A 1,845-nucleotide genomic window follows, 5' to 3' on the forward strand; every position below is an offset into this window, starting at 1 on the left:
ACGACTACGACATTCACCGAACGACTACGACATTCACCGACGGTGGCTGCGCGAACGAGGCATCGTCCCGCGGATCGCCCGCCGCGGCATCGAGCGAAACGATCGCCTAGGCCGGTACCGATGGAAGATCGAACGCACCATCGCCTGGCTCACCGGCTACCGGCGCATGACCATCCGCTACGAGCGCCACGGCGAACACTTCGCCGGCTTCCTTCACCTCGCCGCCGCACTCACCTGCTTCAAGAAGCTCCCCACATGAGACACGCTCTTAAGGAGATGTGATGAGTACTTTGACCAACCGGCTCTACCGATTGCGGAGTCGTCCGGAGGGGGAAGTAACTGCCGATAACCTGGAATTGTTGGAAGAGCCGGTTGCCGAGATCCTTGATGGGCAAGCGCTTATTCGGACGCACTACTTGTCGGTCGACCCCACGAATCGTGTGTGGATGAGTGCGATGCGTTCCTACATCCCTCCGGTCGAATTGGACGCGGTCATGCGCGGGGCCGGTGTTGGGCAGGTCGTGGCCAGCCGACGTGACGATCTTCCTGTCGGCTCGTTTGTTGTGGGATTGACTGGCTGGCAGGACTATTGCGTAGCTGATGCAGCGAGTGAAGATATGTCATTCACAGTCCTACCCGATCCGCTACCGGCCCCCCTCCCCGCGTTCGTCGGAGTCCTGGGCCACACCGGAATATCGGCGTACCTCGGTGTCGAGTTCGGTGATCCTCGACCGGGAGAGACTTTCTTTGTATCCGCTGCGGCCGGAGCAGTGGGATCTATTGCAGGTCAGCTCGCAAAGCGGCGGGGGGCCCGTGTGGTCGGTATCGCAGGCGGCGCCGAGAAATGTCGATACCTGGTAGAAGAGTTGGGGTTTGACGCGTGCATTGACCGACATGCTGGTGACTGGCAGAAGCAACTCGACGACGCCACGCCTGATGGTATCGACGTGGACTTCGAAAATGTTGGCGGCGAAATCATGGACCACGTTTTCGGCCGACTGAACATCGGGGCACGAATAACGCTCTGCGGGCTGGTTTCCGAGTACAACGACTATAACGGCGATAACGCCCAACGCGGCCTGCGTAATGTCAGTCAGCTGCTCATGCAGAGGGCAACTTTGCAAGGGTTCATCGTTTTCGATCACGTGGATCGCTACGCAGAGATCATTGGACAGCTATCGCTGGCTCTCAGTGCCGGCACCCTGCGCTCCGCGGAGACCGTGGTCGACGGTCTGGAGAATGCGAGACATACTCTTAACCGCAGTCTCGCCGGCGAGAACAAAGGGAAGGTCGTGGTCAAGGTGAGCACCGACTAACCGAACAACGTCAGATGGCTGGGCCTCCCAGTCAAGTCGCGCCAGGCTCGCCTCATCGACTTTTCTGGCGATGCCCTGCTCGGCTGGCGGTAGAGAACTCGAGCGCCCCCCGGGGCCGCTTCGCACCCGTCCTCTCGGACGATCCTCAGTGCGGCAATCGATTACCTCGGCTTCATGGTGTTCTGCCGCTTGCTGGGGCTCACGGACTTGACTCGAAAAATGGACCGTGACGCTGTCCTGTTCGGGGTGGCGAACCATCGGGTGGCGGCACGGTCGAAGTCGTCGTGGTCTTCAGTAGCACTAGGTAGCTAGAAGCGGCGTAGCCGGGTTTTGGGGTCAAGTTTGTGGTGTTCGGGTCACGTTCGACTGCTTGATATTTCAGGCTGCGAGTTGCGCTGTGCCGGTGAGGGTATCGACGGCGGTGCGATAGGCGGCGGCAGCCGATCGCAGGCGGCCGGGAGTGGTTGTCGGGGTGGCGAGTTCGGCCAGGCCGGTGCGCAGGACCCGGTCGTGGACACAGGTGAGGAAC

Annotated in this window: 2 protein-coding genes; both read left to right on the forward strand. The window is 60.8% G+C overall.

Annotated elements, in window-relative coordinates; all coding sequences use genetic code 11:
* Positions 1 to 88: 88 nt before the first annotated feature.
* Positions 89 to 259: a transposase gene (locus AC1D1G_RS44800; protein WP_155756162.1), complete on the forward strand. Its 171-nt coding sequence runs from the start codon at positions 89 to 91 to the stop codon at positions 257 to 259.
* Positions 260 to 281: 22 nt separating this feature from the next.
* Complete coding sequence (locus AC1D1G_RS44805; protein ID WP_206017090.1) at positions 282 to 1,316, forward strand: NADP-dependent oxidoreductase; 1,035 nt, start codon at positions 282 to 284, stop codon at positions 1,314 to 1,316.
* Positions 1,317 to 1,845 lie beyond the last annotated feature (529 nt).

This window comes from Rhodococcus sp. P3_B8 (genome assembly GCF_056402775.1).